This window comes from Pseudomonas sp. St29 (assembly GCF_001547915.1).
GTDB lineage: Bacteria > Pseudomonadota > Gammaproteobacteria > Pseudomonadales > Pseudomonadaceae > Aquipseudomonas.
This window is the reverse complement of sequence record NZ_AP014628.1, coordinates 1,616,631-1,631,914: the sequence shown is the minus strand read 5'-3', so window position 1 is coordinate 1,631,914 and position 15,284 is coordinate 1,616,631. Positions and strand designations below refer to the sequence as shown.

Genomic DNA, 15,284 nt, shown 5'->3' with positions numbered 1-15,284 from the left:
GGCGGCGGTGCAAGAAGTGTTTGCAACGTATCAATGCCCAGACAATTCCGTGCGCTGTTGAACAAGTCATTTGTCCGCCGTGCCACTAGAATGCGTCATCGGGCCACTATCACGGAATCGCCATGCCGCTTCGTTCTCCCCTGTATTCGCAACGTTCGCTGGTGCTGGTCCTGATCACCCTGCTGGGCAGTGGCTTCCTCGCCACCTCCCTGCTCAGCTACTACGCCTCGCGGGATTCGATCCGCGACAACATCGTCAACACCGAACTGCCGCTGACTTCCGACACCGTGTATTCGGAAATCCAGAAGGACCTGGTACGGCCGGTGCTCATCTCCTCGATGATGGCCCGCGACACCTTCATGCGTGACTGGGTGGTGGCCGGCGAGCGCGACCCCAGCCAGATGACCCGCTACCTCAACGAGGTCATGACCCACTACGACGCCTACACCGCCTTCTTCGTCTCCAACACCAGCCTCACCTACTACCAGGCCAAGGGCGTGCTGAAGAAGATCAAGGTCGATGAGCCGCGGGACGCCTGGTACTTTCGCGTGCGCAATATGGCGACGCCCTATGAAATCAACGTCGACCCGGACCTGGCCAATCAGGACAAACTGACCTTCTTCATCAACTACAAGGTCTACGACTACCAGGACCGCTTCATCGGCGCCGCTGGCGTCGGCCTGACGGTGGACGCGGTGATCAAGCTGATCGACAAGTACCAGCAGCGCTACCAGCGCAGCGTGTACTTCGTCGACACCTTCGGGCGCATCGTGCTGACCGGTGCCGATGGCGGTCCCCAGGGTGCCCGCAGTGGCCAGTCCCTGCATGATCTGGCAAGCCTCAAGGAACTGATGGCCCAACTGCCCAAGCCCCACAGCGGCAGCTATGAATACTCGACCCAGGGCCAGGGGCATTTTCTCAATGTGCGCTTCATTCCCGAACTGAACTGGTACCTGTTCGTCGACAAGCGCGAAGACGGCGCCCTCAACGGCATCCGCCAGTCGCTGTACCTGAACCTGCTGATCTGCCTGGTGATCACCGCCATCGTGCTGATCCTGCTCAGCGGCGTGGTGCGCCGCTACCAGCGCAAGATCGAAACCCAGGCCACCCTCGACAGCCTGACCCGTCTGCCCAACCGTCGCGGTTTCGACCTGCTGGCGGCCCAGGCCCTGCAAGAGGCGCGACGCGACTTGACGCCGCTCTGCGCCCTGCTGCTGGACCTGGATCACTTCAAGCGCCTCAACGATACCTACGGCCACCTGGCCGGGGATCAGGTGCTCAGCGGCTTCGCCCGGGACCTGCAGGACTGCCTGCGCCAGTCCGATATCGTCTGTCGCTGGGGCGGCGAGGAATTCATCGTCCTGCTCAAGGACACCGAGAGCGGGCCCGCCCTGCAGATCGCCGAAAAGATTCGTCTGCTGACCGAACGGCAGCGCTACTACTATGAAGGGCAACCCCTGCAACTGACCGTCAGTATCGGCTTGACCGCCCTGCAACCGGCAGACACCCTGCACAGCCTGCTGTCCCGTGCCGACCATGCGATGTATCGCGCCAAGCAAAGTGGACGTAATCGAACCTGCGTAGAAATGCCTCACTCCAGCCATGAATGAACCTGACCTTTGCCCGGCCTGCGGTGCCCGCAACGACTGCGCCCTGGCCGACCCACGCACGGCGGACCGAGCCTGCTGGTGCTACAGCGTGAGCATCGACCCGGCCATCATCGAGGCCCTGGCGCCCCAACTGCGCGACCGTGCCTGCCTGTGCCCGCGCTGCGCCGGGGTCGAGGCGCAGCTGCGCGCCGGCACCCTGCCCCGCTCCTGAAACCCGTCCCCGTCCACTGCCAGCGATTTCCCGCCATGCGCCTTGACCGTTTCCTCAGCAACCTGCCGCGCTTCAACCGCCAACAGGTGCGCCTGCTGCTGGTGCAGCGGCGCGTCCGCATCGACGGTCAGCCGGTCAGCGATCCCCGGGCCGAGGTCAGCGAATTCAGTCGGGTGGAGCTGGATGAGGAGGTGCTGCAGGCCGGCAAGCCGGCGCGCTACTTCATGCTGCACAAGCCCATGGGTTGCGTCAGTGCCACCCGCGATCCCGAGCACCGGACCGTGCTGGAGCTGATCCACGAGCCGGACCCGCAGGAGCTGCACATCGCCGGACGCCTGGACTACAACACCACCGGGCTGATGCTGATCACCAACGACGGCCAGTGGTCGCGACGCCTGACCCAGCCGCAGACCAAACTGCCCAAGCTCTACTACGTGGAAACCGAAGACGAGATTGGGCCCGAGTACATCCAGACCTTCGCCGAGGGCCTGTATTTTGCCTTCGAAGACCTCACCACCCTGCCCGCGCAGTTGCAGATCCTCGGTCCGCGCAGCGCCCGGCTGAGCATCGTCGAAGGGCGCTATCACCAGGTCAAACGCATGTTCGGCCACTTCAACAACAAGGTGCTGCGCCTGCATCGCGAACGCATGGGGCCGCTGCTGCTGGACGAACGGCTGGCACCTGGCGAATACCGGCCCCTGAGCGCCGACGAAATCCGCCTGATCTGAAGTGCCCCCCCTGCCCGGATGACCGCTGGGCAGAAGCTGTCGAACAATTTGTCCAATCGACTTGCAGGTTGCCGATTGCCCTGCTTGAATCACTCCGTCGGCCGAAATGTGACCGATGAGTCACGAACAGACATCTAAGAAACCTTTTGCCGGCCTGAGCCCTGCCTGCTCTGCATTTCCCCCGGCAAATCGCCCACCTATAACAACACCCGTCGACCTGCCTTACCGGATCGACATGGGCTCCCATTCCAGGCGTATGCCTACCTGTCACATTGCCCGTGCACACTCAGTGATGCGCGCATACCCGCTTGCCAGGAGTCTTATGACATGAGGCCAGAAATCGCTGTGCTGGATATACAGGGTCAGTATCGGGTTTACACGGAGTTCTATCGCGCAGATGCCGCAGACAAGACCATCATTCTGGTCAACGGCTCGATGGCCACTACTGCGTCCTTTGCGCAGACCGTGAAGAACCTGCACCCGCAGTTCAACGTGGTGCTCTACGACCAGCCCTACGCGGGCCGCTCCAAAGCCCACAACAAACACGAACGGATGCTCACCAAGGAAGTGGAGGGGCAGATCCTCCTGGAGTTGATCGAGCACTTCGCCGCCGAGCATGTGCTGTCGTTTTCCTGGGGTGGCGCCGCCGCCTTGCAGGCTCTGGCCCAGCGTCCGCGGCGCATCGAGAAGGCGGTGATCAGCTCGTTCTCGCCGGTGATCAACGAGCCGATGCGCGATTATCTGGAGCGCGGTGTCGATTACCTCGGCAACCTCGACCGCCATCGCGTCGGCCACCTGGTCAACGACACCATCGGCAAGCACCTGCCCTCGCTGTTCAAGCGCTACAACTACCGCCACGTCAGCAGCCTGGCGGAGCACGAATACGGGCAGATGCACTTCCATATCAGCCATGTGCTCAACGGCGACCGGCAGTGCTACTTGCGAGCGGCGAAGAACATCCAGGTGCCGGTGCTGTTTCTCAACGGTGAGTGGGACGAGTACACCTCGGCCAACGACGCCAAGCTGTTCGCCGACCATGTGCAGCAAGCGAGCTTCAGCACCATCCAGGCCACCGGGCACTTTCTCGACATGGAACACAAGGCCGCCTGCCGCGACAGCCGCCAGGCATTGCTGGGATTCCTCAAGCCGGGTCAGTACGACGGTCGAACGCGCGCGCACTGCGTTCAGCATCAGCATGCACGGGCGATCTGACAGTGCATCGTCACCGGTGGGCCAGCCGCCCTTGAAAAACCCTGTTTTTCCTGGCGCATGGCCCACCTGCGGCGAACAGCGATGACACGCAAGCGCAGGTCAGATAAAGAAAAACTTCAAATCTGCAGCCACATCTGGTACAAAGTCAGCCGTTCGAGCGGGTGTCGTATAATGGCATTACTCCAGCTTCCCAAGCTGATAACGAGGGTTCGATTCCCTTCACCCGCTCCACTTCCCCAATCTGCCAGTCAGCGCAGATCCGCAAAGCAGTTTCCCCGTCGTTGAACTCAGGCGACCTCTTCTCTTCCAAGCTTCAAGCCTGACGACTCGAGCCCCAGCCCTGTACCTGGCTCGGCCGAACGGGTCGCCTCGATGGTCGTGCCCATCACTCTCGCTTTGCCCATGAATCCTCGCAGGGTACAGGCCGCCAATCGGGACGCTTCAGTTGGCCTTGGCCGGCGCTTGTGCTCCCGACGATCGGCACGCACAACGCACCCGGCGATAGCCCGGCCTGGCAAATTGGCTATGATATCCGGCCTGTTTCCCTGCCCCCCTGCCCGGCCATCGACGATACCTGCGTCGCGCCCTTCGAGGGACAAGCCCCTCAGCCGCTTCTTTTGCATGATTCGCCCGACATCACGGGCTGCACACGAACCTGAAGGAACTGCGACATGACCCAGAACATTTACGACGACCCGACTTTTTTTCAGGGCTACAGCCAGCTAGGGCGCTCCGTCGGCGGCCTGGATGCGGCGCCGGAATGGCCGGCCCTGCAAGCCCTGCTGCCACCGATGAAAGGCCTCAAGGTGCTGGACCTGGGCTGCGGTTATGGCTGGTTCAGCCGATGGGCAAGCGAACAAGGGGCCCAGCAGGTGCTGGGCCTGGACGTTTCGGAAAAGATGCTGGCGACTGCCCGCGCCAGCACCTCGGCGCCCCATATCGATTATCAGCGGGCCGACCTGGAACACCTGAGCCTGCCCAACTGCAGCTTCGACCTGGCCTACAGCTCCCTGGCCCTGCATTACATCAAGGACCTGCGCGGCCTGTTCGCCCAGGTCTACGCAGCCCTGGTGCCCGGGGCGCGCCTGGTGTTCTCCATCGAGCACCCGATCTTCATGGCTCCACGCAATCCCGGCTGGCAGGTGGATGACCAGGGCCGCAAGTCCTGGCCCCTGGACAGCTATCAGCAGGAGGGCGAACGGATCACCCATTGGCTGGCCGAGGGGGTGATCAAGCAGCACCGTACCCTGGGCACCCTGCTCAACACCCTGATCGCTACCGGGTTCAACATTCGCCACGTCGAGGAATGGGGACCGAGCGCCCAGCAAGTGCTGGCGCAACCCGCCCTGGAAGAAGAGCGCGAGCGACCGATGATGTTGCTGGTGGCCGCCCAGCGCTGAGGCGGCCGCCGTTGCGCGGCCACCTCGGCAGGAGGGTCCCGCGTGGCTAGAAGCCCTGCTGCAAGGGAAAGCGCCGGGCGCCACAGCGGGCGAGGAACTTTTCCTGGGCCATGGGCCGGGCCAGGAAGTAGCCCTGGGCCTCGTCGCAACCAAAGGCCCGCAGCATCTGCAGACATTTGAAACTCTCGATGCCCTCGGCCACGGTGCGGTAGCCCAGTTCCCGGGCCAGGGCGATCACCGAGCGGGTGATCTTCTGGTGCTGGGCGCTGCTCTCAAGGTCGGTGACCATGGACTTGTCGAGCTTCACCACATTGGCCGGAATCTGGTGCAGGTAGGCGAAGTTGCTGTAGCCGGTGCCAAAGTCGTCGATGGCCACATCCATGCCCAGGCCGCGAATCTTGCTCAGCTGATCCAGCACCTTGGGATTGGAGCGCAGCCAGGCCCCTTCGGTGATTTCCACTTCCAGGCGCTGCGGGTCGATGCGATGGCGCCGGCAGGCATCGCGCAGCACATCGGCAATGTCCTGATCCTCGAAATCCTGGGGCGAGAGGTTGATCGACAGACGCTGCACGTCGCTGGAACTCCAGCGGTGCAGGCGCTCCAGCACGGCATTGATCACCCAGTGGGTCACCCGGTGGATCAGCGCATTGCGCTCCATGACCGGAATGAACTCCGCCGGTGAAATCGGCCCCAGCCACGGATGATCCCAGCGGATCAGTGCCTCGGCGCTCACCTGAGCACCGTCGGGCAGGGCGAAGCGCGGCTGGAACATCAGGTAGATCTGTCCGCTGTCCAGGGCTTCGCTGATGTCCGAGGCGAGGTTGAAGGCCCGCCGATAGGCCTGGTCACGCACCACATCGTAGGGCGCCCAGGTGCTGCGGTTGAGGGTCGCCAGCTCCAGGGCGAACATCGCCTTGCGCAGCACGTCGGGCACCGCGTCGCGGTCCGTGGAAAATTCCACCGTGCCCGCGCACACCGCCGGAATCATCGGCAGTTCCAGGCCCGGCGGCTGACGGCGCAGACGCCGCACCAGCCCGTCCAGAAAGCGCTCGATCCCGGGGGCCGCCGGCAGCAGGAACCCGAAGCGCTTGACCGACACGTGGTACACCCGCACATGCCGCCCCAGGTAGGCGAGCAGTTGCTGGGCCAGGAAGCGCACGATGGTTTCGAACGGCGCCAGGCCCATGGCCAGGGTCAGCTCATGGGCCACGGTCATGTCCACCGCATCCACCAGCACCAGCACGCGCCTTTCCCCCGGATTTTCGTCCGCCAGGTCGTACAGATCTCTCTGGAACTGTTCACGGTTGGGCAGGCAGCTCACCGGGTCGCGCCGGGTCAGGCGCTGACGCTGCTCGACCTGTTCCATCACCAGCGATGCCAAGTCGCGCAATTGCTGGCGCTCGGCGGCATTCAGTCGCTGGGGCTCTTTGTCGATGACGCACAGACTGCCAATCGCATGCCCGGTGGAAGTAATCAGCGGCGCGCCGGCATAAAAGCCGATGCCCGGATCATCAGTCACCAGGGGGTTGCGGTGAAAACGCACATCCTGGCGGGCGTCTTCCACCTCGAACACATCATCGGTTCTGATGGTGTAAGCGCAGAACGATTGCTCGATCGGGGTCTGTTCGACCGCGAACCCCACCCGCGACTTGAACCACTGCCGATCACGGTCCACCAGGGTGATCAACGCCGTGGGCACCTTGAAATACTCGGCAGCCAGCCGGCAGATGCGGTCGAAGCGCTCGCAACGGGCGGTATCCAGCAGTTCCAGGGCATACAGGGCAGCCAGGCGCTGCTCCTCGGCCAACGCCTTATCGGGCATATGCCGTCTCGGGCAGGATCAACACACTCATCAGAAACCTATCTCACCCACACGGGGATATAACGACGCCCGGAAAACCGGCCGAACCTTGAAGTAATGGCATTACGACATCCATCGACAGCATGACGCAGTGACTAGTGCTTGCCAATTCCATCCGTCGGACGAACGGTCGACGGCCAGCGCCCGAAGGCTGCGTTGAAACACTTGATCTAGAGCGATCCACCCTGGAAGGTAGCACCCAGCCAGGCCGTACTGCGACGCTACACCGCTGCCCTCTCCATCCGGAAAACCGCCCCATGCCAAGGCCCCATACGCTGCATCGTTGCCTGTACCTGTGGAGCGCGCTGGCCGTGTTCCTGCCGCTCCTTGCCCAGGCCGCCGAGCCCCAGCCCCCCAGCGCCGCCGACATTGCCTGGCTCAGGCGCGACGGCTTCGATCTGGACACCGCGCAACTCCAGCGCCTGCGCCACCTGGGCCGCGACGGATTGCTCGAGGCGCAACTGCAGGATCGCCTGCGCGAGCCGTTGCCAGCGGCAATCGACGCCCTGCTGCGCAGCTACCCGGCCCTGAACGACTCGACCCCGGCCTTGCTGCAGGAGTTCAAGCAGCGCCAGGAACAGCTCAAGGCCATGCCCGACGGCGATGCCCGCAACCAGGCCAGGCAAGACCTTCGCCAGCGGGCCAACCAGCTCGCCGAGCAGACCCAGTCCGCAGTGCTGCTGCAAGCCATCTATGGCCCCAACCAGCTCAAGGAGCAGTTGGTGCTGTTCTGGCTCAATCACTTCAGCCTGTTCCAGGGCAAGGGCCAGGTGCGACTGCTGAGCGCCGACTACGTGAACGAGGCGATTCGCCCCCATGCCCTGGGCCGGTTCAAGGACCTGCTGCTGGCCACCCTGCAAAGCCCGGCGATGCTCGAATACCTCGACAACAGCCAGAACGCCAAGGGCCGGGTCAACGAAAACTACGCCCGTGAGCTGCTGGAGCTGCACAGCCTGGGCGTGGCGGCCGGCTACAGCCAGGAGGACGTGCAGCAACTGGCACTGATCCTGACCGGAGCCGGATTGGCGCCCCGAGACGGTCGCGAACAACATTGGCCCCGGTCCTTGCAGCCGCGGGTGGTGCAACAGGGATTGTTCCAGTTCAACCCCAGGCGCCATGACTTCAGCGACAAGCGCCTGCTCGGCCACACCATCAAGGGCAGCGGCTACGACGAGATCACCCAGGCCATCGACCTCATCACCCGGCAACCGGCCTGCGCCCAGTTCATCTCGCGCAAGCTGGCCCAGTACTTCGTCGCCGACGAACCGCCGGCGGCCCTGGTGACCCGCATGGCCAAGACCTTCCGCGACAGCGACGGCGACATCGCCCAGGTCATGCGCACGCTGATGCAGTCGCCGGAGTTGCTGCAATCGACCGGCAAGAAATTCAAGGACCCGCAGCAGTTCGTGGTGTCGGCGCTGCGCCTGGCCTATGACGGCAAGCCTGTGGCCAACCCGCGGCCCCTGCTCAACTGGCTGAACCAGATGGGCCAGCCGGTGTTCGGCCGGATTACCCCCGACGGCTGGCCGCTGGTGGCCAGTGGCTGGTCGAGCTCCGGGCAAATGGCCAAGCGCTTTGAAATCGCCCGGGCCATAGGTTCGGGCAATAACCGGCTATTCACCGCCGAAGGCAGCACGGTTCCGGGGCCGGGTTTTCCGATGATCACCACCCCGATGTATTACCAGGCGATCGCGCCTCACCTCTCCAGCGCCACCCGCAACGCCCTGGAGCAGGCCGTCTCGCCCCAGGAATGGAACACCTTCCTGTTGTCCTCGCCGGACTTCAACAACCGCTGAGCACGCGCCAAAGGGCTGCGCGCCACCTGACCGGGAACCGCCATGAATCGTCGCCAACTGCTGATTGCCGCGGCCGCCGCAGCCGCCCTGCCCGGCCTGTCGTTTTCCGCCCGGCTGTTCGCCGCACCGGCCGCCGCGCCGCGAACCCTGCTGGTGTTCCTGCGCGGCGGTTACGACTGCAACAACCTGCTGGTGCCCTACAGCAGCGACTTCTACTACGAGTCGCGCCCAAGCCTGGCAATCGCCCGCCCCGATGCGCACAACCCGCAAAGCGCCATCGCCCTGGACAGCCACTGGGGCCTGAACCCGGTGCTGCGGGACTCGCTGTACCCGCTGTGGCAGCGCAAGGAAATGGCCTTCGTGCCCTTCGCCGGCACCGACGACCTGTCCCGCAGCCACTTCGCAACCCAGGACAGCATCGAGGCCGGACAGCCGAGCCAGCCACGCCGGCGCTACGACTCGGGCTTTCTCGCGCGCCTGGTCCGGCAAGTGCCCGACAGCGCGCCGATGGCTTTCACCGATGCCCTGCCCCTGAGCTTCCAGGGTGGCCGGGACATTCCCAACCTGTCCCTGCGCAGTGCCGGCAAGGCGCCCTTCGATGCGCGCCAGGCAAACATTCTGTCGTCCATGTACCAGCACACGCCCTACGCCGCAGCGGCCAGCGACGGCCTGGCCTTGCGCCAGAAAGTCTCGCAGGAGCTGCAGCAAGAGATGCTCGCGGCCAATCGCGGGGCCGCCAATGCGCAGAGCTTCGCCACCCAGACCCGGCGTATGGCCAGCCTGATGCGCGAGCAATATCGCCTGGGTTTCGTCGATGTCGGCGGCTGGGACACCCACGTCGACCAGGGCAGTACCCAGGGCCCGCTGGCCAACAACCTGGCCAACCTCGGGCAAGGGCTGGCGGCCTATGCCGAGGCCATGGGCGAGCACTGGAAGAACAGCCTGGTGATCGTGGTATCCGAATTCGGCCGGACCTTTCGCGAGAATGGCGCCAAGGGCACCGATCACGGCCATGGCACGGTGTACTGGGTGCTCGGCGGCGCTGTACGCGGTGGGCGCCTGGCCGGGGAGCAAGTGGCGGTGAATGCCCGGGGCCTGCTGCAGGACCGCGACTACCCGGTGCTCAACAACTACCGCGATCTGCTCGGGGGCTTGCTGGCCACGACCTGGGGACTGACGGGCGCCCAGGTGCAGGAAGTGTTCCCCAACTCGAGGCCCAATGCCCTGGGGCTGGTCTGAAGCCTCGACCAGGCAGCCGGATAAACACGAAAAAAAAGAGCGATCCGAAGATCGCCCTCGCAGCTTGCCAGCCGATGCATCGGGCCACTGGCCGCGACAGACGCTTGGCGATCTGCCGTGCATCCGCTGGAAGCCATTTGCCCCCTGTTACCGCCCCGCTCCTGCTTGGCGTGTTGCACTTTTTAACAGTTGGCCACTGTCTGTTTGCTGAACCCGGTGCAACCCGGCCCAGGACGCCTGAGCCCCCAGCGACCCGAAACCCTTGCCAAGCGGCGCAAAAAGCTCAAGCATGCGCCGCCCGCGCCCTGGGCGCCCCTCGCTCACGGAAGGAGCCGTACCTTGAAAAAACTGCTGTTCCTGCTCTCCCTCATCCTGTTGCTGATGCTCAATGTCGGTTACTACACCGAGCTGGAAGAGGCCGAAACCCACACCCGCTGGTTTCTCAAGCAAGCCCCGACCCTGCGCCTGGAGTTTTTCAACATCCACGCCAATGACGGCGATTACCGGCGCGTGGAAAAACTCAGCGACGAACAACGGCAGATGATCATCGACTACTGCAAATACCGCCTGGGCATCGACACCCAGGTCACCACCCAGGCCGACGTCGAGCGTTGCGCCAAGCTCTAGGACAACCCTTGGCGGGCACTCCAGGGCCCTCGCCCGCACCTTTGGTACTTGTCTCATGTTGGCCGGGCAAGCCCGAGCCTATGGTCGCTACAGCCCGGCTGCGGCCCGCCCCGCCTCCCGGGGTGGTATGGTGGCCGGCTGCCCTGCGTGTCGGGGCTCACTGGAGGAGCAATACGCTGAACGCCTGGTCGTGAAGCTTGAGGAGGTCACTGAAGAGATATGTGTAACGCCAAAGATATTTACACTGCGGGTTGGGTCCTGGTGGTCATGTCCGGGCTGGTGTCCCTGGTGATCCAGGTATACCTGGGCTATTTCAGGCTCGATGACATGGTCAAGCACCTGGCTCGCTGCCGGGTCATCGCCATCCGCATGCCGCTCCTGGGCAAGGATCCCCTGAGCCGCTTCTTCATGCTGCTGTGCATCGGCGCCATGTTCGCCATGCCCCACCTGTTCCTGCGCAACGGCGGCCTGAACGTGAAGGACTACCGGAAATTCCCCCTGGGCCTGAAGTGCCTGATCAATCTGTTCCAGCTTGCGGCCCTGGCCGCCGCGATCGCCTTCCTGGTGCTGTGGTGGGTCAGCCGTCACCTCTGAGGGCCATCATCGAGCATGGGGGCGCCGAACCACGGCGCCCCGCACTGGCATCCCCGCCTCAGCCGGCCGCCGTTTGCTGCCGGAAATCCTCACGGCTCATCGCAAAGAAGCGGCAAGGCAAGCCTTCAAAATCCGCATCGTGGGTGAAGCGAAAACCGATCTTGCGCGCCACCGCCAATGACGCCTCGTTATCGACATGGGCATCGACGACTATCCGTTCCACGGCCGGGTCGGCAAACGCATGGGCGACAATCCGGCGTGCGGCCTCGCTGGCATAGCCTTGCCCCCAGGCCCGACGCACCAGGCGCCAGCCCATTTCCAGCTCCGGTCCGACCGCGTCGAAGGGAATGAAGGACACCCAGCCCAGCAATTCATCCGGCGCCTGCTTGGCGAAGATCGCCCAATAACCGCAGCGCGGGCCAAAGTCCTGGGTCATGCGCGAGCGCAGGAAATCCTGGTGCCATTGACCGCCGTCCCAGGTGCCCGGAATGAAGCGCGTGACTTCCGGATCCTGGTCCATGCGCAGGCAGGCCTGGAAATGCTCGAGGGTCCGTGGTCGCAGCAACAGCCTGGGGGTTTCAAGGTGCAGGTTCATCCGTGAGTGTCCAAGAAGAAAGGGCCGTCCATGAAATCGCATCGGACGAAAAAACAGAAGAGCCAACGCTGCATACACGTTTCGATCCGATTGTTCAGATAAGTCTGATTGAATGATAAAAATTCGCACATGAGAATCGCTTCCAAATAAATGGAGGTCTTTTCTCAATGTCCAGTCCTGCCCGCCCACATTCATGGAAGTTGTGGTCCACATCCCTTGGTTTGATGGCAATTGGCGAAGCCAGCCTGGCCGCCGACGCCGACAACACCGAGCCCCCGCAGACGGCTCCGGTGACCCTCGCGCCCACGGCGGTACAAGGTATTCACCCAGCCGGTTACAAACGTGAAGCCTCGGACTCGGTGAAGTTCACCGCCCCGCTGCGCGAAACCCCGAAGTCGGTGACCATCATTACCGACACCCTGATGCAAGAGCGCGCCGTGTCCAGCCTGACCGACGCCCTGCGCAACACACCGGGCATCACCTTTGGTGCAGGTGAAGGCGGCACACCGCTGGGCGACCGTCCGTTCATCCGCGGCTTCGAAGCCAGCACCGACATCATGATCGACGGCATTCGCGACGTCGGGCGCATGAACCACGAAGTGTTCAACTACGAGCAAATCGAAATCGTCAAAGGCCCGGGCTCAGCCTACTCGGGGCGTGGCTCCACCGGCGGCACCCTGAACCTGATCAGCAAGGTGCCGCAGGCGGAAACCTTCGCCACCGGCAGCCTGACCCTGGGCACCGATCTATTGCGCCGCAGCACCGTCGATCTCAACCAGTACCTGCCCGAACAGAACCTGGCGCTGCGCCTGAACGCCATGAAGCATGAGGCCGATACCCCCGGGCGCGATCATGTGCAAGTGTCGCGCTGGGGCGTGGCACCGAGCCTGAGCTTCGGCCTGAACACCGACACCCGCGCCACCTTGAGCTACTACCACCTGCAGAGCGATGACCTGCCCGATCAGGGTCACCCGGTGTCGGAAATCACCGGCAAGCCGATCAAGGTCGACCGTGACAACTTCTATGGTTTCACCCAGCGCGACTTCCGCAATACCTCGGCGGACCTCGCCACCCTGCAGCTGGAACACGACATCAATGACCACCTGACCCTGCGCAACACCACCCGTCAGGGCCGCAGCATGCAGGACTACGTCATGAGCCGGCCGATCGCCCTGGCGCCCCAGGAACTGGCCAACCGGGTGCAACGCTCGGCGCGCGGGCGCAATGTGGTCAACAGCTCGCTGATCAACCAGACCGACATCTACGGCACGTTCGACACCGGCGCTATCGGCCACCGCTACAGCGCCGGCCTGGAATTCTCCCGTGAACGCATCGATGTCAAGAACCGCTACGCCAGCTCCAGGAGCCTCAACCTCGGCGACCTGCATCATCCCAATCCCAAGGATCCGTTCACCCCGGTGCTGCGCGACGATGGCCAGCACACTGTCACCCGACACAACAACCGCGCTGTCTATGTGATGGACACCCTCGCCCTGCACGAGCAATGGGACCTGAACCTGGGCCTGCGCTACGACGCCTATCACGTCCGCGACCCGGCCCAAAGCAACCGCAGCAACCTGTGGAGCTACCAGAGCGGCATCGTCTTCAAGCCCGTGCCCTACGGCAGCATCTACCTGGCCTACGGCACGTCCTTCAACCCCTCGGGCGAAACCGCCGGGCAATCAGGCAGGGCCGATGGTCCGGCGGGCGGCCGCTTGAGCAACCTGGCTCCGGAAAAGAGCCGCAGCCTCGAACTGGGCACCAAGTGGGACCTGCTCAACGAACGCCTGGCGCTGACCGCCGCCCTGTTCAAGACCGAGAAAGACAACGCCCGCACCTACGATCCGCTGACCGGCATCGCGACCCTGGACGGCAATGTCGAAGTCAAAGGCTTTGAAGTGGAAGCCACCGGTCACCTGACCGAGCGCTGGGAAGTGTTGGCCGGCTACACCCGCCTGGATGCCAGGGCGGTGAAATACGCCGCCGACGCCGAGTCCGTCCATAACGGCAATCAGCTGAAATTCATCGCCCCCAACAGTGGCTCGGTCTGGAGCACCTACCAACTCACCGAGCGCTGGAAGGTCGGCGCCGGCGCCAACTACGTGGGCAAGCGCTACACCAACGATGAGAACACCCACAGCCTGGACGCCTACTGGCGCTACGACGCCATGACCGCTTACCGCGTGAACAAGAACCTGGACCTGCAGTTCAACGTGCTCAACCTCGCCGACAAGACCTACTACGACGCGTCCCACGTTGGCCTGTTTGCCACCGTCGCGCCGGGGCGTTCCGCCGAACTGGCGGCCAACCTGCGCTTCTGACCCGAGCCGCAGCACTTGGGGGGCGATGGACACTCCATCGCCCCCCAGAGCGTCATGGCAGCAAGGCCTGGATATCGTTCCACAGCGCCCGAGGAACCTGCACCCCCCGCTCCAGGCTGCGGGCCCGGGCCTCAAAACGCCGCTGCGACGGCAACCGCGCGCCCTGCTGGGCAATGGCCGCAAACAACCCTTCCGCCCGCTCCAGCCCGGCTTGATAGCCCTCCCCCAGAAACACCTGGGAATCGAACGCCAGCACCAGTTCGCCATGGCAAGGCGTGGCCCCGACACCCTCATCGAAGGCCATGGATTCAGCACTGGTCAGGTCGCCAATCAGCGCCCCGGCCAGCAGTTCGATCATCGCCGCCAGGGCCGAGCCCTTGTGCCCGCCAAAGGTGCGCATCGCCCCTTGCAAGGCGGCCCGTGCATCGGTGGTGGGTTCGCCGTCGGCGTCGATCGCCCAGTGCTCGGGAATCGGCTTGCCCTGGCGCGCATGCAGCTCGATATCGCCCCGGGCAATGGCGCTGGTGGCGAAGTCGAAGACAAAGGGATTGCCCCCCGGACGCGGCCAGGCAAAGGCCAGGGGGTTGGTGCCGAACACCGGGTGGCGCCCGCCGGCCGGGGCCACCCAGCTGTGGCTGGGGTTCATCGCCAGCCCCACCAGGCCGTTGGCGGCCATCGCCTCTACCTCCGGCCACAGCGCGGAAAAGTGGAAGCAGCGCTTGATCATCATCGCCGCGATGCCCTGGCTGCGGGCCTTGTCCGCCAGCAACGGCAAGCCGGTGTAAAAGCCCAGCAACGAGTAGCCGTAATGGGCATCCACCTCCAGCACCGCCGGCGAGATGTGCCGCAGGCTGGGTTCGGCGCGCGGGTCGATCTTGCCCTCGCGCACCGAGCGTACGCAGCCCAGCAGGCGGTACACCCCATGGGAATGGCACTCGTCACGCTGACCCTGGGTAATGACCTCGGCGATGACCCGGGCATGGGCGTCGGACAGGCCGTGATGGCTGAGAACCCGATACGCCAGGACGTGGACGTCATCCAGGGACAGGCTGATGTGTTCAGACATGCTGCAACCTCTATGGCGGGTGGG

At 64.0% G+C, this 15,284-nt stretch carries 13 protein-coding genes and 1 tRNA gene; 11 read left to right on the top strand and 3 right to left on the bottom strand.

What is annotated here, in order from left to right; all coding sequences use genetic code 11:
• The first annotated feature begins 122 nt into the window (after positions 1 to 122).
• From PST29_RS07390 to PST29_RS07365, 6 genes are all read left to right on the top strand, one after another.
• Complete coding sequence (locus PST29_RS07390) at positions 123 to 1,610, top strand: sensor domain-containing diguanylate cyclase (RefSeq protein ID WP_060837980.1); 1,488 nt, start codon at positions 123 to 125, stop codon at positions 1,608 to 1,610.
• Positions 1,603 to 1,821: a cysteine-rich CWC family protein gene (locus PST29_RS07385; RefSeq protein ID WP_060842727.1), complete on the top strand. Its 219-nt coding sequence runs from the start codon at positions 1,603 to 1,605 to the stop codon at positions 1,819 to 1,821. The genes PST29_RS07390 and PST29_RS07385 overlap by 8 nt, the downstream gene beginning before the upstream one ends.
• A 35-nt stretch (positions 1,822 to 1,856) precedes the next feature.
• Positions 1,857 to 2,549 (top strand): pseudouridine synthase, encoded by a 693-nt coding sequence (locus tag PST29_RS07380; protein ID WP_060842726.1) that lies wholly within the window; start codon positions 1,857 to 1,859, stop codon positions 2,547 to 2,549.
• Between the two features lie 327 nt (positions 2,550 to 2,876).
• Positions 2,877 to 3,761: an alpha/beta fold hydrolase gene (locus PST29_RS07375; protein WP_060837977.1), complete on the top strand. Its 885-nt coding sequence runs from the start codon at positions 2,877 to 2,879 to the stop codon at positions 3,759 to 3,761.
• A gap of 157 nt (positions 3,762 to 3,918) precedes the next feature.
• Positions 3,919 to 3,992, top strand: a tRNA-Gly gene (locus PST29_RS07370).
• Between the two features lie 440 nt (positions 3,993 to 4,432).
• Positions 4,433 to 5,161 (top strand): class I SAM-dependent methyltransferase, encoded by a 729-nt coding sequence (locus tag PST29_RS07365; protein ID WP_060842725.1) that lies wholly within the window; start codon positions 4,433 to 4,435, stop codon positions 5,159 to 5,161.
• A gap of 46 nt (positions 5,162 to 5,207) precedes the next feature.
• On the opposite strand, the gene PST29_RS07360 is transcribed toward PST29_RS07365, so the two are convergent.
• Entirely contained in the window at positions 5,208 to 6,983 is a 1,776-nt protein-coding gene (locus tag PST29_RS07360; protein WP_060837975.1) for a putative bifunctional diguanylate cyclase/phosphodiesterase, read from the bottom strand.
• A gap of 296 nt (positions 6,984 to 7,279) precedes the next feature.
• On the opposite strand from PST29_RS07360, the gene PST29_RS07355 reads away from it, so the two are divergent.
• From PST29_RS07355 to PST29_RS07340, 4 genes are all read left to right on the top strand, one after another.
• Positions 7,280 to 8,818 carry a DUF1800 domain-containing protein gene (locus PST29_RS07355; RefSeq protein WP_173664402.1) on the top strand — a complete coding sequence of 513 codons (1,539 nt, stop codon included), beginning with the start codon at positions 7,280 to 7,282 and terminating at the stop codon, positions 8,816 to 8,818.
• A 42-nt stretch (positions 8,819 to 8,860) separates the two neighbouring features.
• Positions 8,861 to 10,057, top strand: a complete 1,197-nt coding sequence (locus tag PST29_RS07350) for a DUF1501 domain-containing protein (RefSeq protein ID WP_060842724.1) — start codon at positions 8,861 to 8,863, stop codon at positions 10,055 to 10,057.
• Between the two features lie 339 nt (positions 10,058 to 10,396).
• Positions 10,397 to 10,684, top strand: a complete 288-nt coding sequence (locus tag PST29_RS07345; RefSeq protein WP_060837973.1) for a hypothetical protein — start codon at positions 10,397 to 10,399, stop codon at positions 10,682 to 10,684.
• A gap of 219 nt (positions 10,685 to 10,903) precedes the next feature.
• Positions 10,904 to 11,278 (top strand): hypothetical protein, encoded by a 375-nt coding sequence (locus PST29_RS07340; protein WP_060837972.1) that lies wholly within the window; start codon positions 10,904 to 10,906, stop codon positions 11,276 to 11,278.
• A 58-nt stretch (positions 11,279 to 11,336) separates the two neighbouring features.
• On the opposite strand, the gene PST29_RS07335 is transcribed toward PST29_RS07340, so the two are convergent.
• A complete protein-coding gene (locus tag PST29_RS07335; protein ID WP_060842723.1) occupies positions 11,337 to 11,873 on the bottom strand; it encodes a GNAT family N-acetyltransferase in 537 nt (178 codons plus the stop codon).
• A gap of 224 nt (positions 11,874 to 12,097) precedes the next feature.
• On the opposite strand from PST29_RS07335, the gene PST29_RS07330 reads away from it, so the two are divergent.
• Entirely contained in the window at positions 12,098 to 14,194 is a 2,097-nt protein-coding gene (locus PST29_RS07330) for a TonB-dependent receptor (protein WP_232513210.1), read from the top strand.
• A gap of 52 nt (positions 14,195 to 14,246) precedes the next feature.
• Here PST29_RS07330 and PST29_RS07325 read toward each other — a convergent pair whose 3' ends face one another.
• Positions 14,247 to 15,260 carry an Ldh family oxidoreductase gene (locus PST29_RS07325; RefSeq protein ID WP_060842721.1) on the bottom strand — a complete coding sequence of 338 codons (1,014 nt, stop codon included), beginning with the start codon at positions 15,258 to 15,260 and terminating at the stop codon, positions 14,247 to 14,249.
• Between the last annotated feature and the right edge of the window lie 24 nt (positions 15,261 to 15,284).